The organism is Sphingobium sp. TomTYG46, assembly GCF_055396345.1.
The window spans coordinates 1,383,674-1,403,424 of record NZ_AP027324.1 but is presented as its reverse complement, the minus strand read 5'-3'; the positions used below and the strand labels follow the sequence as shown (position 1 = coordinate 1,403,424).

Annotated in this window: 20 protein-coding genes and 1 tRNA gene; 6 read left to right on the top strand and 15 right to left on the bottom strand. The window is 63.5% G+C overall.

Annotated features, from left to right (window positions below):
• Positions 1 to 40: 40 nt before the first annotated feature.
• From ACZ5YV_RS07135 to ACZ5YV_RS07105, 7 genes are all read right to left on the bottom strand, one after another.
• Complete coding sequence (locus tag ACZ5YV_RS07135; protein ID WP_464787003.1) at positions 41 to 1,570, bottom strand: CpaF family protein; 1,530 nt, start codon at positions 1,568 to 1,570, stop codon at positions 41 to 43.
• A 216-nt stretch (positions 1,571 to 1,786) separates the two neighbouring features.
• Positions 1,787 to 2,041: an ATP synthase F1 subunit epsilon gene (locus ACZ5YV_RS07130; RefSeq protein ID WP_449473518.1), complete on the bottom strand. Its 255-nt coding sequence runs from the start codon at positions 2,039 to 2,041 to the stop codon at positions 1,787 to 1,789.
• 154 nt (positions 2,042 to 2,195) lie between these two features.
• Positions 2,196 to 3,641 (bottom strand): F0F1 ATP synthase subunit beta, encoded by a 1,446-nt coding sequence (atpD, locus tag ACZ5YV_RS07125; protein WP_464777811.1) that lies wholly within the window; start codon positions 3,639 to 3,641, stop codon positions 2,196 to 2,198.
• Positions 3,642 to 3,665: 24 nt separating this feature from the next.
• Positions 3,666 to 4,550 carry a F0F1 ATP synthase subunit gamma gene (locus ACZ5YV_RS07120; RefSeq protein WP_464787002.1) on the bottom strand — a complete coding sequence of 295 codons (885 nt, stop codon included), beginning with the start codon at positions 4,548 to 4,550 and terminating at the stop codon, positions 3,666 to 3,668.
• Between the two features lie 114 nt (positions 4,551 to 4,664).
• Positions 4,665 to 6,194 (bottom strand): F0F1 ATP synthase subunit alpha, encoded by a 1,530-nt coding sequence (gene atpA / locus ACZ5YV_RS07115; protein ID WP_464787001.1) that lies wholly within the window; start codon positions 6,192 to 6,194, stop codon positions 4,665 to 4,667.
• Between the two features lie 2 nt (positions 6,195 to 6,196).
• Positions 6,197 to 6,751 (bottom strand): F0F1 ATP synthase subunit delta, encoded by a 555-nt coding sequence (locus ACZ5YV_RS07110; protein ID WP_464787000.1) that lies wholly within the window; start codon positions 6,749 to 6,751, stop codon positions 6,197 to 6,199.
• A gap of 200 nt (positions 6,752 to 6,951) precedes the next feature.
• A complete protein-coding gene (locus ACZ5YV_RS07105) occupies positions 6,952 to 8,499 on the bottom strand; it encodes a S1C family serine protease (protein WP_464789172.1) in 1,548 nt (515 codons plus the stop codon).
• Positions 8,500 to 8,603: 104 nt separating this feature from the next.
• On the opposite strand from ACZ5YV_RS07105, the gene ada reads away from it, so the two are divergent.
• A complete protein-coding gene (gene ada / locus ACZ5YV_RS07100) occupies positions 8,604 to 9,668 on the top strand; it encodes a bifunctional DNA-binding transcriptional regulator/O6-methylguanine-DNA methyltransferase Ada (RefSeq protein ID WP_464786999.1) in 1,065 nt (354 codons plus the stop codon).
• A gap of 122 nt (positions 9,669 to 9,790) precedes the next feature.
• Here the strand turns inward: ada and ACZ5YV_RS07095 are convergent, their stop codons facing one another.
• Genes ACZ5YV_RS07095 through ACZ5YV_RS07085 form a run of 3 tightly spaced genes read right to left on the bottom strand, consistent with a single transcriptional unit; the run spans position 9,791 to position 12,873 of the window.
• The gene (locus tag ACZ5YV_RS07095; RefSeq protein ID WP_464786998.1) at positions 9,791 to 9,961 is read right to left on the bottom strand and encodes a DUF1289 domain-containing protein; all 171 of its coding nucleotides are present in this window, start codon (positions 9,959 to 9,961) and stop codon (positions 9,791 to 9,793) included.
• 14 nt (positions 9,962 to 9,975) lie between these two features.
• Positions 9,976 to 12,162: a primosomal protein N' gene (locus ACZ5YV_RS07090; protein WP_464786997.1), complete on the bottom strand. Its 2,187-nt coding sequence runs from the start codon at positions 12,160 to 12,162 to the stop codon at positions 9,976 to 9,978.
• A 45-nt stretch (positions 12,163 to 12,207) separates the two neighbouring features.
• Positions 12,208 to 12,873 carry a DUF2490 domain-containing protein gene (locus ACZ5YV_RS07085; RefSeq protein ID WP_464786996.1) on the bottom strand — a complete coding sequence of 222 codons (666 nt, stop codon included), beginning with the start codon at positions 12,871 to 12,873 and terminating at the stop codon, positions 12,208 to 12,210.
• Between the two features lie 140 nt (positions 12,874 to 13,013).
• Between ACZ5YV_RS07085 and fsa the strand changes: the two genes are divergently transcribed.
• Both fsa and ACZ5YV_RS07075 read left to right on the top strand, forming a co-directional pair.
• Positions 13,014 to 13,667 (top strand): fructose-6-phosphate aldolase, encoded by a 654-nt coding sequence (gene fsa / locus ACZ5YV_RS07080; RefSeq protein ID WP_464786995.1) that lies wholly within the window; start codon positions 13,014 to 13,016, stop codon positions 13,665 to 13,667.
• Between the two features lie 173 nt (positions 13,668 to 13,840).
• Positions 13,841 to 14,191: an antibiotic biosynthesis monooxygenase family protein gene (locus ACZ5YV_RS07075; protein WP_464786994.1), complete on the top strand. Its 351-nt coding sequence runs from the start codon at positions 13,841 to 13,843 to the stop codon at positions 14,189 to 14,191.
• 95 nt (positions 14,192 to 14,286) lie between these two features.
• Here ACZ5YV_RS07075 and ACZ5YV_RS07070 read toward each other — a convergent pair.
• A tRNA-Arg gene (locus ACZ5YV_RS07070) sits at positions 14,287 to 14,363 on the bottom strand.
• Positions 14,364 to 14,450: 87 nt separating this feature from the next.
• Here ACZ5YV_RS07070 and ACZ5YV_RS07065 point away from each other — a divergent pair.
• Positions 14,451 to 15,170: a queuosine precursor transporter gene (locus ACZ5YV_RS07065; RefSeq protein WP_464786993.1), complete on the top strand. Its 720-nt coding sequence runs from the start codon at positions 14,451 to 14,453 to the stop codon at positions 15,168 to 15,170.
• Positions 15,171 to 15,174: 4 nt separating this feature from the next.
• Here the strand turns inward: ACZ5YV_RS07065 and truA are convergent, their stop codons facing one another.
• Both truA and fmt read right to left on the bottom strand, forming a co-directional pair.
• Positions 15,175 to 15,918, bottom strand: a complete 744-nt coding sequence (truA, locus tag ACZ5YV_RS07060; RefSeq protein ID WP_464786992.1) for a tRNA pseudouridine(38-40) synthase TruA — start codon at positions 15,916 to 15,918, stop codon at positions 15,175 to 15,177.
• Between the two features lie 127 nt (positions 15,919 to 16,045).
• A complete protein-coding gene (gene fmt, locus ACZ5YV_RS07055; protein WP_464786991.1) occupies positions 16,046 to 16,954 on the bottom strand; it encodes a methionyl-tRNA formyltransferase in 909 nt (302 codons plus the stop codon).
• A 53-nt stretch (positions 16,955 to 17,007) separates the two neighbouring features.
• On the opposite strand from fmt, the gene recR reads away from it, so the two are divergent.
• Together recR and def are read left to right on the top strand one after the other, a co-directional pair.
• Positions 17,008 to 17,604, top strand: coding sequence for a recombination mediator RecR (gene recR, locus ACZ5YV_RS07050; RefSeq protein ID WP_460986194.1), 597 nt, complete (start codon positions 17,008 to 17,010; stop codon positions 17,602 to 17,604).
• A 48-nt stretch (positions 17,605 to 17,652) separates the two neighbouring features.
• Positions 17,653 to 18,183 carry a peptide deformylase gene (gene def, locus ACZ5YV_RS07045; RefSeq protein ID WP_449473490.1) on the top strand — a complete coding sequence of 177 codons (531 nt, stop codon included), beginning with the start codon at positions 17,653 to 17,655 and terminating at the stop codon, positions 18,181 to 18,183.
• A 151-nt stretch (positions 18,184 to 18,334) separates the two neighbouring features.
• On the opposite strand, the gene phoB is transcribed toward def, so the two are convergent.
• Together phoB and phoU are read right to left on the bottom strand one after the other, a co-directional pair.
• The gene (gene phoB, locus ACZ5YV_RS07040; protein WP_460986193.1) at positions 18,335 to 19,036 is read right to left on the bottom strand and encodes a phosphate regulon transcriptional regulator PhoB; all 702 of its coding nucleotides are present in this window, start codon (positions 19,034 to 19,036) and stop codon (positions 18,335 to 18,337) included.
• A 2-nt stretch (positions 19,037 to 19,038) separates the two neighbouring features.
• Positions 19,039 to 19,734 (bottom strand): phosphate signaling complex protein PhoU, encoded by a 696-nt coding sequence (gene phoU / locus ACZ5YV_RS07035; RefSeq protein WP_196224145.1) that lies wholly within the window; start codon positions 19,732 to 19,734, stop codon positions 19,039 to 19,041.
• Between the last annotated feature and the right edge of the window lie 17 nt (positions 19,735 to 19,751).

Genomic DNA, 19,751 nt, shown 5'->3' with positions numbered 1-19,751 from the left:
ATGTAGCGTCGGTCGTTCCGCTGCTATCCTGCCGACAAGATCAGAGGCAGGCTTCCAGGAAAGGCTGGTCGAATCCGAACTGGCGCGCCTTGTCGAGCGTGTAGGGGCGCAGGCCCATGGAGCGGTATTCGCCGACGATCTTGCCGCTGTCATCCTCGTCATGATATTCGAACTTGAACAGTTCCTGGGTGACGATGACGTCGCCCTCCATGCCGATGACTTCAGTGATGTTGGTGACGCGGCGCGAACCGTCGCGCAGACGCTTTACCTGCACGATGAGGTCGACGGAGTCGGCGATCTGCTTGGAGATGGCTTCCTTCGGGATCTTGATGTCGCCCATCAGGATCATGTTTTCCATACGCCCCAGGCATTCACGGGGCGAGTTGCTGTGAAGCGTGCACATGGAGCCGTCATGGCCCGTGTTCATTGCGGCGAGCAGGTCGAAACACTCCGCGCCACGAATTTCGCCCAAGATGATGCGGTCAGGACGCATACGCAGGGCGTTCTTGACCAGATCGCCGATGGTGATTGCGCCTTGGCCCTCAAGGTTCGGCGGGCGGGTTTCGAGGGGGAGCCAGTGCGGCTGTTGCAGACGGAGTTCGGCCGCGTCCTCGATGGTGAGGACGCGCTCGCCCGGGTCGATCATCTTCGACAGGGCGTTGAGCATGGTGGTCTTGCCCGAGCCGGTGCCGCCCGAGATCACGATGTTCATCCGCGATGCGCCCGCGATCTTGAGCGCGGTCGCCATCTTCGGGCTCATCGCACCCCATTGGGCGAGCATGTCGATGGTGATCGGTTTGGCGGAAAATTTACGGATCGAGATGGCGGTGCCGCGCAGCGAGAGCGGCGGCACGATGACGTTGACGCGGCTGCCGTCGGGCAGGCGGGCGTCGGCCAGCGGCGTGGTCTGATCGACGCGGCGGCCGACCTTGTTCACGATGCGCTGGGCGATCTGGAACAGATGCTCTTCATCGCGGAATTTGATGGGTGCGATCTGAAGCTTGCCCTTCTTTTCGATGTAGGTTTGCTCCGGGCCATTGACCATGATGTCGGTCACTTCCGGGTCGGACAGCAGCTCTTCTAGCGGGCCAAGGCCCAGCAGTTCATCGACCAGCACCTTTTCCAGCGCGAACTGCTCGCGCCGGTTGAGGGTGAGTTTAAGCTCCGCCAGAACCTCCATGATGATCGGGCGGAATTCCTCGGCCAGTTCATCCTTGCTGAGCGTCGCGGCGGCTTCGGGGTCGACGCGTTCGAGCAGGCGGGGGAGGACCTGTTCCTTGATCTTGTGGACGGAGGCTTCGAAGCCTTGAGGGCCTGTGTCGGCTACATGTTCGGCGTTGGCGCGATCGGACAAGCGCTGCAATGCGTCGGCGTTGCGCTGCATCTGGCTGGTGGGCGCGGACAGCGGATCGATGGGGCTGTCGGCGGCGGGCAGGGGAGCCATATCGAGCGGGGGGAACTGGTCGCCGCCTCGTGCTTCCTCACGTGGGGCGCCGCCCTGCATTGGCCGGGCTACACCGAATCCCGGCTTGATGCCGGCAGGTCCATTTTTCCGTCCAAACGCGCTCATAATTCTCCGCCGCGATATTCCGTAGGATTCGCCTGCCGAAACGGGCTGATCCGAATTGGCTGCAATGGTGAATAAGGCGGAAACTTTGACAAATGGCTAATGGTGCTGAGGGCGGCCTGCTGACCGGCGGTGGCGGGCCTGTGCCAGATAGGGAAAAGGCCGCGCTCCTGCTGGGAGGCGGCCTTTTAATTTATTGGCGGGGTTGCCTTGGCTGCTTCAGCCCGCATGCTCCGCGAGGACGGTCAGGCCCTTTTCGTTGACTTCAGCGAAGCCGCCCTGGACGGGGATGATTTCGGGGGCGGCACCCGCGCTCGCGAAAATCTGGATCGCGCCGTCGCGAACGGTGGACATGAACGGCGCGTGGCCTTCCAGCACGCCGAAGTCGCCATCGGTGCCGGGGACGACGACCTGATAGACCTCTTCCGAGCGGACGAGCTTTTCCGGGGTCACGAGTTCGAAATGCAGTGCCATCTATAACTCTCCCCCCTCCCGCATGCGGGAGGGGCAGGGGGTGGGTGCGATTGCGCAAGCAATCGCCTGCAACGTTTCGGGATAGGCCGAGGCTCGCTCCGCTCGCGGCCCACCCCTAACCCCTCCCGCTTGCGGGAGGGGGACATGGTGAAGCTTACGCCGCTTCCGCAGCCAGCTTCTTCGCCTTTTCGATGGCCTCGTCGATGCCGCCGACCATGTAGAAGGCGTTTTCGGGCAGATGGTCATATTCGCCTTCGACCACGGCCTTGAACGACTTCACCGTGTCTTCGATCTGGACGAACTTGCCCGAGATGCCGGTGAAGACTTCGGCGACGTGGAAGGGCTGCGACAGGAACTTCTGGATCTTGCGGGCGCGGGCGACGGTGAGCTTATCTTCTTCCGACAGCTCGTCCATGCCCAGGATCGCGATGATGTCCTGAAGCGACTTGTACTTCTGCAGGATCGACTGGACAGCGCGGGCCGTGTCGTAATGTTCCTGGCCCACGGTGCGGGGTTCGAGAACGCGGCTGGTCGAATCCAGCGGATCGACCGCCGGATAGATGCCGAGTTCCGAAATGGCGCGGTTGAGAACGGTGGTAGCGTCCAAGTGCGCGAACGACGTCGCGGGCGCCGGGTCGGTCAAGTCGTCCGCGGGGACGTACACGGCCTGCACCGAGGTGATCGAGCCCTTGTTGGTCGAGGTGATGCGCTCCTGCAGCGCTCCCATGTCGGTCGACAGGGTCGGCTGATAGCCCACGGCCGAAGGAATACGGCCGAGCAGAGCGGACACTTCCGCGCCCGCCTGGGTGAAGCGGAAGATGTTGTCGACGAAGAACAGCACGTCCTGGCCTTCCTGGTCACGGAAATATTCCGCGATAGTCAGGCCCGAAAGGGCGACGCGAGCGCGGGCGCCCGGGGGCTCGTTCATCTGGCCGTAAACCAGAGCCACCTTCGAGCCTTCGCTGATCGCGTTGCCGTCGGCATCCTTGGCGATAACGCCCGCGTCGAGGAACTCGTGATAAAGGTCGTTACCTTCACGGGTACGCTCACCGACGCCCGCGAAGACCGAGGTGCCGCCATGGCCCTTCGCGATGTTGTTGATCAGTTCCTGAATGAGAACCGTCTTGCCAACGCCCGCGCCGCCGAACAGGCCGATCTTGCCGCCCTTTGCGTAGGGAGCGAGAAGGTCGATGACCTTGATGCCGGTGACCAGGATCGAGCTTTCGGTCGACTGGTCGACGAACTCAGGAGCTTTGGCGTGAATTGGCGCGGTCAGCGTGGTGGCTACCGGGCCGCGCTCGTCGATCGGTTCGCCGACGACGTTCAGGATGCGGCCGAGCGTGGCCGGGCCGACAGGAACGCTGATCTGCGCGCCGGTGTCGGTCACTTCCTGACCACGGGTCAGACCGTCGGTCGAGTCCATCGCGATGGTGCGGACGGTGTTTTCACCCAGATGCTGGGCGACTTCCAGAACAAGGCGGTTGCCGTTGTTGCTGGTTTCCAGCGCCGAGAGAATCGCGGGGAGCGCATCGGGGAAGGTCACGTCGACGACAGCGCCGATGACCTGCGAGATGCGGCCTACATTGTTGGTGGTTGCCATGACTGCTTCCTTGCGTGCGTGATCTTAGAGGGCTTCGGCGCCCGAGATGATTTCGACCAGTTCGGTGGTGATCGCGGCCTGGCGGCTGCGGTTATACTGAATGGTGAGCTTGTTGATGAGGTCGCCTGCGTTGCGGGTCGCATTGTCCATGGCGGTCATCGATGCGCCCTGTTCGGACGCGTTGTTTTCCAGCAGCGCCTTGAAAATCTGCACCGTGATGTTGCGCGGCAGCAGGTCGTCGAGGATCGCTTCTTCGCTTGGTTCATATTCGACCGTCGCGGGGATAGCGTTGCGATCCGCGTCTTCGGGGATCTTGACCGGGATGATCTGCTGCTCCGTCGGAATCTGGGCGAGGGCCGATTTGAAGCGCGAGAAGAAGAGGTGCGCTACGTCGAACTTGCCGTTCAGATACATGTCGGTCAGCTCATGCGCGACCGCTTCGGCCTGAGCGTAGCCCGGTTCCTTCGCACCGGTCGTCTCAAACTGCGCGACAATCATGCCGGGGAAGGTGCGGTTGATGACCGGACGACCCTTACGGCCGATCAGGTAGAAGCGGACGGTCTTGCCCTGCTGGATCAGCTCGTCCGCCTTAGCGCGGGCGGCCTTGACGATGTTCGCGTTGAACGCGCCGGCAAGGCCACGGTCGGAGTTGGCGACGACCAGCAGGTGGACGTCATCCTTGCCGGTGCCGGCGAGCAGCGGAGAGGCGCCTTCGCCCGAGCCGCCGGCGATCTTCGACGCCAGCGAAGCGACTACGGCTTCCAGACGGCTGGAATAGGGGCGCGCGGCTTCGGCGGCGGCCTGCGCCTTGCGCAACTTCGCGGCGGCGACCATCTGCTTCGCCTTGGTGATCTTCTGGGTCGATTTCACCGACCCGATGCGGATCTTCAGTTCCTTGAGGCTGGCCATATACCGTCTCGTTTAATCCTGTTCCGTCATGCCAGCGACGGCTGGCATCTCAGGCCGTCAGGTCGGACCTATCCGGCCTGAGACCCCAGCTTTCGCTGGGGTGACGGCTAAATATTAGGCGAAGGTCTTGCCGAAGCTGTCGAGCGCGGCCTTCAGCTTGGCCTTGGGCTCGTCGCCCAGGTCCTTGCTGTCGCGGATCGCGGCGAGCACGTCGGCATGGTCGTGGCGCAGATAGGCGAGCATCAGCTCTTCGTAACGCGTGACGTCCTTGACCGGCACGCTGTCGAGATAGCCGTTGGTGCCAGCGAAGATCGATGCGGTCTGCTCTTCGAAGGGCAGGGGCGAGAACTGGGCCTGCTTCAACAACTCGGTCAGACGCGCGCCACGGTTCAGCAGCTTCTGGGTCGAAGCGTCGAGGTCCGAACCGAACTGGGCGAAGGCCGCCATTTCGCGGTACTGCGCCAGCTCCAGCTTGATCGAGCCCGAAACCTTCTTCATCGCCTTGGTCTGCGCGGCTGAACCGACGCGCGACACCGACAGACCCACGTTAATGGCCGGACGGATGCCCTGATAGAAGAGATTGGTTTCGAGGAAGATCTGGCCGTCGGTGATCGAGATCACGTTGGTCGGAATATAGGCCGACACGTCGCCCGCCTGCGTTTCGATGATCGGTAGCGCGGTCAGCGAGCCATTGCCGTTGGCGTCGTTCATCTTCGCAGCGCGCTCCAGCAGGCGGCTGTGGAGATAGAAAACGTCGCCCGGATAGGCTTCGCGGCCCGGAGGACGACGCAGCAGCAGCGACATCTGACGATAGGCGACGGCCTGTTTGGAAAGGTCGTCATAGACGATCACGGCATGCATGCCGTTGTCGCGGAAGAATTCGCCCATGGTGACGCCGGTGTAGGGCGCCAGATACTGGAGCGGAGCAGGCTCAGAAGCGGTCGCGGCGACGACGATCGAATATTCCATCGCGCCATTTTCTTCGAGCTGCTTGACGATCTGCGCAACGGTCGAGCGCTTCTGGCCGATCGCGACGTAGATGCAGTAGAGCTTCTTGCCCTCATCGTCGCCCGCGTTGATGCCCTTCTGGTTAATGAAGGTATCGATCGCGACAGCAGTCTTGCCGGTCTGACGGTCGCCAATGATCAGTTCGCGCTGGCCACGGCCGACGGGGACGAGGGCGTCGATCGCCTTCAGGCCGGTCTGCACGGGCTCGTGCACCGACTTGCGGGGGATGATGCCCGGAGCCTTCACTTCAACGCGCTTGCGCTCAGTGTACTGGATCGGACCCTTGCCATCGATCGGGTTGCCGAGGCCATCGACCACGCGGCCCAGCAGGCCCTTGCCGACGGGCACGTCCACGATGGTGCCGGTACGCTTGACTGTGTCGCCTTCCTTGATTTCGGCGTCAGAGCCGAAGATCACGACGCCGACATTGTCGGCTTCGAGGTTGAGCGCCATGCCCTGCACGCCATTGGCGAACTCGACCATTTCGCCCGCCTGGACGTTGTCGAGCCCATGGACGCGGGCGATGCCGTCACCCACGGTCAGCACGGAACCGACTTCGCTCACCTGCGCTTCGGTGCCGAAATTGGCGATCTGGTCCTTGATGACCTTCGAAATTTCTGCGGCGTTGATATCCATGTTCAGCCTTTCATCGCCTGGGCGAGACTATTCAAACGGGTGCGGATGGAGGAATCGATCATCTGGCTGCCGATCTTTACGACCAGCCCGCCCAGGATCGCGGGATCGACCTTGGCTTCGAGCGCGACGTCGCGGCCGACGCGGGTGCGGAGGTTTTGCGCAAGCGCGGTGATCTGGTTCGAATCGAGCGGATGCGCGCTGGTTACTTCCGCGCGCACCTCGCCCTTGTGATTCGATAGCAGCGTTTCATAGGCGCGGATGACGGCGGGCAGCTGTGACAGGCGGCGGTTCGCGGCGAGGACGCCAAGGAACTTCGTCGTCAGCGCGTCGATGCCGATGGATGCTGCCACCGCTGCGATCGTCTTTCCAGACGCGTCGCGGCTCAGCACGGGATTGTTGATGAGGCTTTTGAAATCAGCCGATTCGGCGATCGCCGTCTTGATCGCACCGAGGCTGGCCGCCACGGTGTCGAGGGCGTTGCCGTCGCGAGCCAGATCGAACAGCGCAAGCGCGTAGCGTCCGCTGAGGCTAGCCTGAATGCCGCCGGTAGTCTCCACGCGCTTACCGTCCTCCATTGAGTTCACTGGCACTTGATTTGCCGGTCATGCAAAAAGAGGGGCGCGGTCTTATCCGTCCCGATCCCCTGTCGCCCGGCCGGTTAGCAGCGGCTTTATGACTATGCAAGTCATGGAACGCGATTCCGTCACAAGGATGGAACGGAGACGATTGGACGGCGCTTTCCGCCGCGCGATTTTGATCAGTTTGCAGGGTCGGGGGGAGCGAGGCGGCCCTTGCGGCAATGATAGACCAGGCGTTCGTTGGGTTGCGCGGGCAGCAGGGACGCAAGATCGCTTCGCACGGCGGCGATCCGGGCGAGCAGATCGGGATCGGTTCCGCACGCCTTGATCGGGCCGTCCTTCAACAAGGCGCGAGCCTTGTCCATCGCATCGCCATCCGGCAGCCAGCGCTGGACGCGCAAGGTGCCGGTCGCCGGGTCGAAGCGGCTGACGGTGATGAAGTTGCCCGAATCCGGGACGGTGGCGCGCTCCCATTCATTGCCTGCGCTGACATATTGGCTGTTGCCGTTGGCGCAGCCGGTGCCGGTCCAGTTGAAGGGAATGTCGTTGGCCTCCGACACGGTGAGGCGGCTGCGGTTGAGGTCGACCGCGCAGACATTGTCGCCTTCCCACGCATAGGCATGGTTGCCCGCCACCCTGCCGTCGTCGGGCAGTTTCACGCGCTCATCCACGCTGGAAAAGCTCGGCCGCAGCAGAAACAGCGCGAAGGCGCCCAGCAGCAGCAGGCCGCCGCCCGCCAGCGACCATGTCGCGCGGCGTTCGCGGCCCTGGCTGTAGAAGAGGCCGCCCGCGCCGAGCCCAAGCACCGCCAGCGCCAGAAGCACGGCCGCGCCTGCCATCGCATTTTCGCGGCCAGAGATGACTTCGCGTTCCGCCGCGTCGCGCGCCTTGCCCAGCGCGGCTTCGCGCGCGTCGGCCCGGGCGCGCTCCGACTGTTCGCTCTGTTGCGCTTCACGCTGGGTGAGGGCGGCTTCGGCGGCTTCGGCTTCGGCCATGGAGCGGCAGGGAACGACGGTGCGCAGGGAGGAAACGCCCGCCTGCCGGAGGAAAGAGGCGACCTCTCGCCAGGACACGGCGAAACCGAATTCCGCGTCATTGCCGTCCGAGATGGACCCGAAGCTGTTGACGCCCAGCACCCGGCCGCAATCGTCGACGAGCGGGCCGCCGCTGTTGCCGGCGGCGAGGGGGGCGGTGTGGAGGATGGTGTCGAAGCTGTGGCTTGACCGGCCCGACGACACGTTGCCACTGGTCTTTACCGTGCCGAGCGGCTCTACCATTTCCTTGAGGCCAAGGCCCTGCGCCCGATCGACTGTGCCGGGATAGCCGATCGCAGTCACATGCTGCCCATCGCTGACGGCACCGGCGTAGAAGGTGCTGACCGGCAGGTGGCCTTCCTCAAGCTGGATGAGCGCGAGATCGTTGCCGGGGGAGTAGGCGATGACGCGGCCGCCATAGCTTTTGCGGCCTTCAGAAGGGACGACGCCGATGACGAGGTTTTTTTCCTCGCGGGTCAGTTCGACGACATGGGCATTGGTCAGCACCTTATCCGGCGCGACGGCAAAGCCGCTGCCATGGCCGACGAAATAAGCCTCACTGCCGTCCGTCGCCACGATGGCGATGCGGACAACGCCGCGCGCGGCGGCGGCGATGTCCTGCTGTTCGGCGCGCGCGGTCGCGGGCAGGGCGAGGGCGAGCAACAGGCAGAGGCGGCGGAAGAATTCGACCATGGTGCGGCGCATTCATATGGTAAAGTCTGGCTGAGGCAATCGGGAAATGCTTTGGGCGCAAGAGGCGGGAAGGCTGGCCCGATCGCGCCTGTTATCCCATATGCATGAACCAGATGACCGAAGTTTCCGCCTCGACGCCGCTGCCGATGGATGACGATGCCTGCTGGAACGCGTTCCTGCGGCGCGATCGGGACGTGGATGGGCAGTTTGTGGGCGCGGTCCTGACCACCGGCATATATTGCAAGCCAAGCTGCGCGGCGCGGCATCCCCGGCGAGAGAATATGATCTTCTTGCCTGATCCTGCTTCCGCGAGGGCGGCGGGCTTTCGCGCTTGTCTGCGTTGTCGGCCGGATGAGGTCGGGCGGGATCGGTTGGCGGTTGAAGCGGCCAAGGCTTTCATTGCCGGGTGCGAGGCGGTGCCCTCGTTGGACGAGGTGGCAGCGCATGCGGGCTATGCGCCGCATCATTTCCATCGGCTGTTCAAGCGGGATACGGGCCTGACGCCTGCTGCTTATGCTCGATCGCTGCGTGCCGAGCGGCTGAAGGCGGCTCTGGAGGGAGGGGGCAGCGTAACCAGTGCGATTTATGATGCGGGCTATAGTGCGCCGAGCCGGGCCTATGCCGATGCGGATCGGCATTTGGGCATGACGCCGAGTGCGTGGAAGGATGGCGGGCGCGGCGTTGCGATCCGATATGTTGTGGTGGGGAGCAACCTTGGGCCGGTGCTGGTCGCGGCGACGGCCAAGGGGCTCTGCCGGATCAGCTTTGATGAGGATGAGGGCGATCTGCGGTGGCGCTTTCCTAAGGCGGAAATCGTGCCCGGAGATGCGTTGCTGGATGCGCTGGCGGCGCAAGTGGTGCGGCTGATCGAGAACCCGGCTGAGCCTTTGGATTTGCCGATGGATGTGAATGGCACGGCTTTCCAGCAAGCGGTTTGGGCTGCGTTGAGGGCGATTCCGGCGGGAGAGACGCGGAGCTATGGCGAGATCGCGGCGGCGATTGGGAGGCCGGGGGCGGTGCGGGCTGCGGGGACGGCTTGCGGGGATAATGGGTTGGCGGTCGTCATTCCCTGCCATCGGGTGTTGCGGAGCGATGGTAGCCTTGGTGGCTATGCCTATGGGTTGGAGCGGAAAAAGGCTTTGTTAGAGCGGGAGCGTGGGGACGAGTGAGGGTGGCGGCTTGCGGACCTTCTTCTCCCCTCCCGCAAGCGGGAGGGGCCGGGGGTGGGGCTGCAACATTGGCGGTGTTCATCAAAGGCTAGTCATGGAGCTCGCTTTGCTCGCGCCCACCCCTAACCCCTCCCGCTTGCGGGAGGGGAATGGTTCAGCCGTTCCATGATCGCGCGTCGCTCCGCTTTGCTCATGCCGCGCCAGCGGGCGATTTCCTGAACCGTCCGGCCACAGCCGGTGCAGATGCGGCCTGCTTTGTCCAGCTTGCAGATGTTGACGCAGGGGCTCTCCATAAGCGTTCAGGCCATCACATGAAGCTGTATGGATCGACATCCACGGCAACGCGCGTTCCTGACTTCCAGGTGATGTTGTCCAGCCACTCGCGGATTGCCGCCTGCACGTCGATCTGGCGGCTGGCGTGGATCAGCAGGCGGTGGCGGTGGCGGCCGCGCAGGACGGAGAGGGGCGCGGGGGCGGGGCCGTAGACGCGCATGCCGTCTATCATCGGCGCGGACTTGCCGATCAGGCGGGCGACCTGCGCGGCTTCGTCGGCATCCTCGCTGGAGACGATGATAGCGGCGAAGCGGCCGAAGGGCGGGGCGTTGGCGCGGCGGCGATTCTCCGTCTCCACCTCGTAGAAGCGTTCCGAATCGCCCGCGATGAGGGCCTTGATGACTTCGGCTTCGGGCATCCGGGTCTGGATGAAGACGCGGCCCGGTTTCTGCCCACGGCCCGCGCGGCCTGCGACCTGCACGATTTGCTGGAAGGTGCGTTCGGACGCGCGCAGGTCGCCGCCTTCCAGGCCGAGGTCGGCGTCGATCACCCCCACCAGCGTCAGGTTGGGGAAGTGATAGCCCTTCGTCACCAGCTGGGTGCCGATGATGATGTCGACCGCGCCTGATTCGACCGACTTCACGAACTCGGCGGCCTTGGCGGGCGACCAGAGCGTGTCAGAGGTGACGATGGCGGTGCGTGCCTGAGGCCAGAGCGCCTTTACCTCGTCCGCGATGCGTTCGACACCGGGGCCGCAGGCGACCAGGCTGTCCTCTTCCTTGCACTCCGGGCAGAAGCGGGGCGAGGGGATGACGTGGCCGCAATGATGGCAGGCGAGGCGCTTCGTCAGGCGATGCTCGACCATCCAGGCGGTGCAATTGGGGCATTGGAAGCGATAGCCGCAATGGCGGCACAGCGTCAGCGGCGCGTAGCCCCGGCGATTGAGAAAGAGGAGGCTCTGTTCGCCCTTCTCCATCGTCTCGTCGATCGCCTTGATAAGGGGCGGGGCGATCCAGCGGCCGCGTTCCGGCGGATCGGTGAGGAGGTTGATGCCCTCTATGCCAGGCATTTCCGCGCCGCCGAAGCGGGCAGGCAGCTTGATTTCGCGATAGCGGCCAAGTTCGACCTGATGCCGCGTTTCGATGGCGGGCGTGGCCGACGCGAGGATGACCGGGAATTTTTCCATGAGGCCGCGCATCACCGCGACGTCGCGGGCGTGGTAATGGACGCCGTCTTCCTGCTTGAAGCTCGCCTCATGTGCTTCATCGACGACGATGAGGCCGAGATTGGGATAGGGGAGGAAGAGGGCGGAGCGGGCGCCGACGACGACGGCCGCTTCGCCTGATGCGATAGCGCGCCAGGCGCGACGGCGTTCGGATTGGCGCAGGCCGCTGTGCCAGCTGATGGGCACCGTGCCGAAGCGCTTTTCGAAGCGTTCGAGGAAGGGTTCGGTCAGGGCGATTTCGGGCAGGAGGACCAGCACTTGCCGTCCTTCACGGATGGCTGCGGCGATGGCTTCGAAATAGACTTCGGTCTTGCCGGAGCCGGTGACGCCGTCGAGCAGGAAGGGGGCGAAGTCGCGTTGGCGTACTGCGTCCACGAACTCGGCGGCGGCGTTGGCCTGGCCGTCGGATAGTTGCGGCGGTGCATGGTCGGGGTCAGGCCGGGGGAACGGGGTGTCGATGCTGACTTCCACCGCTTCGAACGCGCCTGCCTTCACCAGGCCACGGATAACTGCATCGCTGACCCCGCCGATCAGCGCCAGTTCACGGATCAGCCCCTGCCGATCGCCGATGCGCTCCATCGCCAGGGCGCGTTGGTCGGTCATGCGCCCCTGAAGTTCTTGGCCCGGCAGGTCGCCGGTCGCGCGATATTCGATGACGGTGCGGGCGCCCTCCAGCGCCGACATGGACGCCAGCGTCATGCGCAGGACCGAGGCGATAGGGGCGAGATAATAGTCCGCCGTCCACTCGATCAGGCGGCGGAGGCTCTCAGGGATCGGGGGTGCATCGACTGGCTCCACGATGTTGCGCAGGCGGTTGTCGCCGACGCTATCTACATCGGGGAAGCTATCCTCATCCCACACCACGCCGATTATTTGCCGTGGGCCGAGCGGCGCTACGATGATGCTGCCCGGCTGCACGTTCATGCCATGGGGCACACGATAGTCGAGCGGCCCCAGGGCAGCGTTCAGCAGGATGACACGGGCGCGCGAACTCATCTGCCCCTCCCTATCGGCTGAGAGGCAAGAGGCAAGGCAGCGCGTTCAGATTTTCCAGCTGAGCGTCAGCCAGGGGATGTGGGCTACGGCATCCGGACGGTCGTCGCGGAAGGTCTGCTGGCGCATGTAGAGCAGCTGCGCGTCGAGCGACTTGCTGAGTGGTTGGCGCAGGCCGATTTGCTGGCGCATGACGGCGAGGCCGGTCTTGTCGCTGGGCTTGGCGCGGTTGAGGTGGAAGAAGAATTCGTTCGCGGCGATCAGGACAGGAGCTTTTGATGAGCCGAGCGGAATGGATGCCTGCACCCGTTGGCGCAGCCGCCAGCTTGCCCGGTCGGCGGTGTCGAAGAAGCGCTGTTCCATACGGGTGCGGGCCAGGAAGATGCCGCGCGTGAAGGTGGCCTGCTGGAACAGGCGTAGCTCCTGCTCCGGGCCAGAGTGGAAGTAGGCGATGCCGCCGCCGATCTGGACGCCTTTGACGAGGCGGTGATCGAGCAGGATACGGGCTGTCTGCTGATCGCCATTGGAGCTATCGCGGCGGAAACGCTGGCTGAGATCGAGCGTGATCGTGTCCGCCGGGGTGGCGGTGACGACAAGCGATTCGGTGATCCAGGCTTGCGATTCTTCCGTTGCGGCGGTGGCCGGCGTAGCAGCGAATGCCGCCAACAGGGTGAGTGCGCCCGAAATGTGGCGTGGGCGCAGATAGCGGTGCATCGGTCAGTCCTTTGGAAAGGTGCGGCCGTCATAATGTTACGGAGCTGTTTCCGTAAAGCCTGTCGCTGGCAATAATGGCTAAACCGGGGATCACCCGCTAAAGGGGAGCCGATTCGCACATCCCGCCCCGGAGCAGACCCATGAAGTTCTTCGTCGATACCGCCGACACCAACGAAATCCGCGACCTTGCCGCCACGGGCCTGCTCGACGGCGTGACGACCAATCCATCGCTGATCCACAAATCAGGCCGCAAGTTCGTGGAAGTGGTCGAGGAAATTTGCGGCATCGTTGATGGCCCGGTTTCCGCCGAAGTCGTCGCGCTCGACCATGAGACGATGATGAAGGAAGCCGCCGTCCTGCGGAAGATCGCGGACAATGTCTGCATCAAGGTGCCGCTGACCATCGACGGCCTCAAGACCTGCAAGGCGCTGACCAGCGATGGCGTGATGGTGAACGTCACGCTGTGCTTCTCGGCCAATCAGGCGCTGCTGGCGGCCAAGGCGGGCGCGAGCTTCATTTCGCCTTTCGTTGGGCGGCATGACGATAACGGCTTTGATGGCATGAAGCTGATCGAAGATATCCGCCTGATCTACGATAACTACGCGTTCGATACCGAGATTCTGGTGGCGAGCGTTCGGCATCCTATCCATGTGCTGGAAAGCGCGAAGATCGGCGCCGACGTGATGACCGCGCCGCCTTCGGTCATCAAGGCGCTGTTCAACCATGTGCTGACCGACAAGGGAATTGCAGGCTTCCTGGCGGATTGGGAGAAGACCGGGCAGTCGGTTCTTTAAGGTTCACGACATCTTCCACCGTTCGCCCTGAGCCTGTCGAAGGGCTTTCCTTTTCTGAAAATGCGAAGGAAAGGGCTTCGACAAGCTCAGCCCGAACGGAGGGGGCGTGCTTTCTCCGCTTGGTTCGCAACCTCTCGGCTCTCGCATCATTCTCTTCATGAAGGAGAGGTGCGATGTTCGTCGCGGTCTATTGGTGGCGGGTGCATCCGGGGAAGGAAGATCAGTTCCGGGCGGCGTGGCGGCGTGGGACTGACCTTATCCGCGTAAGATATGGCAGCTTCGGCTCCCGGCTCCATCTTGATGGGGAAGGCCGCTTTGTCGGCTATGCGGAGTGGCCGGACGAAGAGACCTGGCGCGCCGCGTTCGACCAGAAGATGGTCTATGACGAACCGGAGACCCGCGCCGCCTTTGTCGATGCGATCGCGGAAGTGCCAGCTGATGCTGACCCGATCTTCACCATGACCGTGACGGACGACTTGCTGATGCGAGGACGGCCGGGTGACAGTCCGCTCGATGGCGAATAGGAACGGCCTCGACTTTGGCTGGGGATTCCTGGCCGTCGCGATACTCATCGCCGGGTTGCTGATGCTGTTGCTCGGCTGGCGTCTGTAAGGGAAGATGGCGACCCCGACAGGATTCGAACCTGTGACCATTCGCTTAGAAGGCGAATGCTCTATCCAGCTGAGCTACGGGGCCGCATTGGCGCTTCGATAGCGGGGCTTGTGCCCGCGCGCAATCATGCCTGCCATTGCATTTGTGCGGCGGGCCGATATGCAAGGGCGCATGACCGATTTGGGGGTTCGGAAAATCGATGCGCAGGCGCTCTCTGGGCGGCCGATGCGCTATTTCGATTTCTTCATCGCGGCGTTCGTCGCCATATTGCTGCTGTCGAACCTGATCGGGGCGGCGAAGCTGTCGACGGTTGGAGGGTTCACCTTCGGCGCTGGCATCCTTTTCTTTCCGCTCGGCTATGTGCTGGGGGACGTGCTGACGGAGGTCTATGGCTATGCCCGCGCCCGCCGATGCGTTTGGGCAGGCTTTGGCGCGATGTTGTTCATGGCGCTGATGAGCTGGGTGGTGGTGAAGCTGCCTCCGGCGGAGGGTTGGCCGGACCAAAAGGCTTATGAAGCGGTTTTCGGCAATACCTGGCGCATCGTCTTCGCCTCGCTGGCCGCATTCTGGGCGGGGGAGTTTGCCAACAGTTTCGTGCTGGCCAAGATGAAGCTGCTGACGCAGGGCAAGCATCTTTGGATGCGGACGATCGGGTCTACGATCGTAGGGCAGGGTGTGGACAGCCTGCTTTTCTATCCGCTGGCTTTTGTTGGCGTGTGGAGCAATGCGCAGGTGCTGACGGTGATGGTCACCAACTGGATGTTGAAGGTGACGTGGGAAGCGGTTTTAACGCCTTTGACCTATCTGGTGGTGAACAGCCTGAAACGGGCCGAGGGGCTGGACGTCTATGATGAGGGCACGAATTTCACGCCGTTCCGGACGCAGCTTTAGGTCATCAGCCGGGGTATCGCGCCTCAACAAAATATAGCCCATCGGGTGGCGCGTTGAGGCCCAGCGCGGCTCTGTCCTTTGCATCGCGGGCGGCGCGCATGTCTTCGATCGACCAGCGACCCATGCCGACCAACGCCAGGCAACCGACCATCGAGCGCACCTGGTGGTGGAGGAAGGAGCGCGCCTCGGCGTGGATGGCGATGCGGTCGCCTTCGCGCTGCACGTCGAGGCGGTCGAGGGACTTCAGCGGGCTTTCCGCCTGGCAATGGGCCGATCGGAAGGTGGTGAAGTCGTGGCGGCCGACGAGCAGTTGGGCCGCGTCCTGCATGGCGTCGGTGTCGAGCGGCTGGATGACGCGCCAGACCAGACCGCTCTCGAAGGTGAGCGGGGCGCGGCGGTTGGCGATGCGGTAGACATAAGCGCGGCCGATGCAGGAAAAGCGGGCGTGCCAGTCATCGGCTACGGTTTCGCAGGCGAGGATTGCGACGGGATCGGGGCGCAGGAGCGCGTTCATCGCTTCCATCAGGCGGAAGGGCGCGATCGGCTTCTCGATGTCGGCGTGGGCGCGCATGGCAAGGCCGTGGACCCCGGCGTCGGTTCGGCCAGCTGCGTGAATCACGGAGCGCTCGCCAGTCACGGCATGGATGGCGTCTTCCAGCGCCTGCTGGACGCTGGGGCCGTGCGCCTGCCGTTGCCAGCCCATGAAAGGGCGGCCGTCAAATTCTACGGTGAAGGCGAAGCGGGTCATTGGGGGTTATATCAGCGAAAATATTGGCGCCGTCATCCCAGCGGAAGCTGGAATCTTGGGCCATGTGGCATGCCGTTTCCTGAGATCCCAGCTTTCGCCGGGATGACGGTTGTAGGATGAAGTGGGATTAGGCATCGACGCGCGATCCTGCGGGCATGTCGTAGCCGCGGAGGAGTTCGCCCGGCGACATCGCGCCTTTGCCTGCGCGCTGGATCAGGGTCGGCCGGATCGCGCCGTGGCCGCAGCCGATGAGCAGGCTGTTGTCGAGCAGTTCGCCGGGCGGACCTTCATGCTCCTCGACATGGGCGGCGAGGATGCGGAAGCGTTCTCCGCGATATTCCAGGAATGCGCCGGGGAAGGGGTTGAAGGCGCGTATCTGCCGTTCGACCTGATGCGCGTCGCGGGTGAAGTCGAGACGGGCTTCGCTTTTGTCGACCTTGGCGGCGTAGGTGACGCCCTCTTCTGGTTGGGGCACAGGCGGGTGTGCAGGGAGGTCGTCCAAGACCTCGATCATCAATTCAGCGCCTGCCTTCGCCAGCTCTGCGGTGAGCGCGCCAGCCGTCTTATCCTCGATCGGCGTCACATGCTTGGCGCGCATCGGGCCGGTGTCGAGACCCGCTTCCATGTTCATGATCGTGACGCCGGTCACATTGTCGCCCGAGAGTATGGCGCGCTGGATCGGTGCCGCGCCGCGCCAGCGAGGCAAGAGCGATGCGTGGATGTTGAGGCATCCGGAACGGGGGGCGTCCAGCACAGCGCGTGGCAGGATGAGGCCATAGGCGGCCACCACCGCGACATCGGCATTGAGAGCGGCAAAGGCGGATTGCACCTCCGCGTCTTTGAGCGAAATTGGCGTGCGAACCTCGATGCCCATCTGCTCAGCCTGAGCCTGAACGGGGGAGGGGCGTAGCGCCTTCCCACGCCCGGCGGGGCGGGGTGGCTGGCTATATACCGCCACGATCTCGTGCCCGACCTTGGCCAGCGCCACGAGGGCGGGCACGGCGAAATCCGGGGTTCCCATGTAGATGATGCGCATAGTCGCCTCTCAACTCTTTTGACCCCGGACTTGCAAGCCCCTATCTCGGTTCCATGGCTTCTCTCGAGATCGATGCGCTGACGCAGGCGCTGTCCCGTCTGCCGGGCCTTGGCCCACGTTCGGCGCGGCGTGCTGTGTTGCACCTGCTGAAGAAGCGGGAAAGCGCGCTGGAACCGCTGCTGCGTGCGCTTGATGCGGTGAACGACCGGCTGGTTACCTGCGGTTTATGCGGCAATGTCGATACGGTCGATCCCTGCGGCATTTGTGCCGACCCGCGCCGCGACGCTCGCGCGCTGTGCGTGGTGGAAGATGTGGCGGACCTGTGGGCGCTCGACAAGTCGCGGCTTTTTCCGGGGCGTTTTCATGTATTAGGTGGGCGATTGTCGGCGCTGGAAGGGGTACGGCCGGAAGACCTTTCCATCGATGCGCTGGTGACGCGAGTCGAAGCGGGCGGCATTGATGAAGTGGTGCTGGCGATGAATGCCACGCTGGAGGGGCAGACCACCGCGCATTATCTGGCAGAACGGCTGGAGCGCTTTCCCGTTCGGCTGACGCAGTTGGCCCATGGTGTACCAGTAGGCGGTGAACTCGATTATCTGGATGAGGGCACATTGGCGCAGGCTTTGCGGGCGCGGCGGCCTCTTGGGTGAATTTGGCGGTCGCTTGAAAAAGCCCGTCGTTGCGGCTATTTTAACCACATGGCCATTCTTCCAATCCTTGAGGCGCCTGACCCGCGCCTGCGTACCATTTCGTCTCCGGTGGAGGCGATCGATGACGATCTGCAACGCCTGATCGATGATATGTTCGAGACCATGTATGACGCCCCGGGCATAGGCCTTGCGGCGATCCAGGTGGGCGTTCCGAAGCGCGTGCTGGTGATGGATTTGCAGGAGCCCGAATCAGACGAGGAAGGGGCGCCTTCGGTGAAAAAGCCTATGGTGTTCATCAATCCGGAGATTTTGGAGGGTTCGGCGGACCTGTCAGTCTATAATGAGGGCTGCCTGTCGGTGCCGGACCAATATGCCGAGGTGGAGCGGCCCGCGACGATCCGGGCGAGCTGGATGGATCGCGAAGGGCGTATTCATGAGGAGCAGTTGGAGGGCCTGCTGGCCACCTGCTTGCAGCACGAGATGGATCATTTGCAGGGCGTGCTGTTCATCGATCATCTGTCGCGGTTGAAGCGGGACATGTTGATGAAGAAGCTGGTGAAGGCGCGCAAGGCGGCTTGAGACGCCCTGGATAATGTCGCTCGGACGCCTGTGGAGGGCTAGCGGTAGGCGTGAGTGTGACGAGCTTGTAAGACCATCTCGATCGTTGCGCTGGCCCACCCCCTAGCCCCCTCCCGCTTACGGGAGGGGGAACGCATGTGAACGCTCGGCCTTATCCTACCCCATCCGTGTCCAGAGCATAGCCGGCTGAACGCACGGTACGGATGATGTCGCGATATTGGCCGTCGGCGTTGATTGCCTTGCGCAGACGGCGGATGTGGACGTCTACCGTGCGCAGTTCGATGTCGCTGTCCTGACCCCAGACGCTGTCGAGCAACCGCTCGCGCGAGAAGACCCAGCCGGGATGCTCAAGGAAATGCTTGAGCAGGCGAAATTCTGTGGGGCCGAGGGGGATCACCTGGCCGCCGCGACGCACCTTGTGACCGACCGTGTCCATCTCGACGTCCGCGAAGGTCAAAGTCTCGCCAGCCAGCGCCGGGCGGACGCGGCGGAGGACTGCGCCAACGCGCGCCACCAGTTCGCGGGGGGAGAAAGGCTTGGTGACATAATCGTCGGCGCCGGTTTCCAGGCCGCGAACCCGATCTTCCTCCTCACCGCGCGCTGTCAGCATGATGATCGGCACATTGGCCGTGCCGTTCATGCGGCGGAGGCGGCGGCAGACTTCGATGCCGGAGAGGCTTTCGACCATCCAGTCGAGCAGGACGATGTCGGGCACATTCTCCTGCGCGAGGAGCAGCGCTTCCTCGCCATCGACGGTGTGGGCGACCTCGAAATCCTCGCGCTTGAAATGCCAGATGAGAAGTTCTGCGAGGGCCGCGTCATCTTCAACCAGAAGCATCTTGGCTCTCGCCATATTCAGTCCTCCAGGGGCTGGGTGCCGCCGCGTTCGCGTTCCGGGGCCATCTGGCCGGTCGCGGCGTAATAGACCATCTCTGCGACGTTCGTGGCGTGGTCGCCGATCCGTTCGATGTTCTTCGCGATGAAGAGCAGATGCGCGCACTCGCTGATGGTCTTGGGATTTTCGACCATGTAGGTGACGAGGCTGCGGAAGACGCTGTTGTAGAAATCGTCGACCACTGTGTCGCGCTCAATCACGGCTGTGGCCAGATCGGCGTCGCGGGCGGCGAAGGCGTTGAGCGCGTCGTGCACCATTTCGGCCGCCACCTGACCCATTGAGGGCAGCAGCGAAACGGGCTCCAGCGTCCGCTGGTTGGCGGCGATCAGGGGAACGCGCTTTGCGATATTCTTGGCATAGTCGCCAATGCGTTCCACCACGCCGACGATCTTCAGCGCGGCGATGACGTCGCGCAGGTCGTTGGCCATGGGGGCGCGCAGGGCGATGACCTGTATCACCAGCTTTTCAACTTCCGCCTCGATGGCGTCGATGCGCTTGTCGTCGGCGACCACCTGCGCGGCGAGCGTCTTGTCCTGGCGCTGGAGGGCAACCATCGCATTCTCGATGGCGGCTTCGGCACGACCGCCCATTTCGGCGATAAGGCCGCGCAGCTTGTCGATTTCTTCGTCGAACGCCTTGATCGTATGTTCAGCCATATGTCGTCTCTCCGCGG